At 60.4% G+C, this 492-nt stretch carries 1 pseudogene; it reads left to right on the top strand.

Going from position 1 to position 492, the window contains the following annotated elements:
* Positions 1-135: 135 nt before the first annotated feature.
* A pseudogene (locus EN906_RS36735) lies at positions 136-492 on the top strand (lysophospholipase); the annotation flags it as partial.

The raw sequence follows: 492 nt of genomic DNA, 5'->3' as shown, positions 1-492 counted from the left end.
CGGATATCCTATCTGCTCGCGTCGGTTTTCCCGGACCGCATCAAGTGCTGTGCTGCGCTGTCGCTCGGCTGGCAACCAGGCAAACCAGCAACGCCGGCGCCCGGACAAGCGAAAGCATTTTGGTATCAATGGTTCATGGCGACGGCACGGGGCGCCGAGTTCGTACGAAACAACGGCAAGGAATTCGCCAGATACCAGTGGGACAGCTGGGGTCCATCAGGCTGGTTCGACGACGCTATTTTCGATGGTGTCGCGAGTTCGTTCGAAAATCCTGACTGGGCGGATGTGACGTTGCATTCCTATCGGGTCCGATGGGAAGAGGCCGAGCCCGATCCCCGCTATGCCGAACTCGCCCGCCGGCAAGCAGCGGTCAAGATCATCACGGTGCCGATCCTGACGCTTCATGGTGGCGCCGACCGCGTTGTGTTTGCCCAGTCCTCAGAGGGGCTCGAAGAGCATTTCACCGCGTTCTACAGGCGGGTGGTGCTGGAT

The organism is Mesorhizobium sp. M7A.F.Ca.CA.004.06.1.1 (genome assembly GCF_003999135.1).
Lineage (GTDB): Bacteria > Pseudomonadota > Alphaproteobacteria > Rhizobiales > Rhizobiaceae > Mesorhizobium.
Note: the sequence above shows the minus strand (reverse complement) of the source record. Positions and strands in the feature narration are given on the sequence as shown.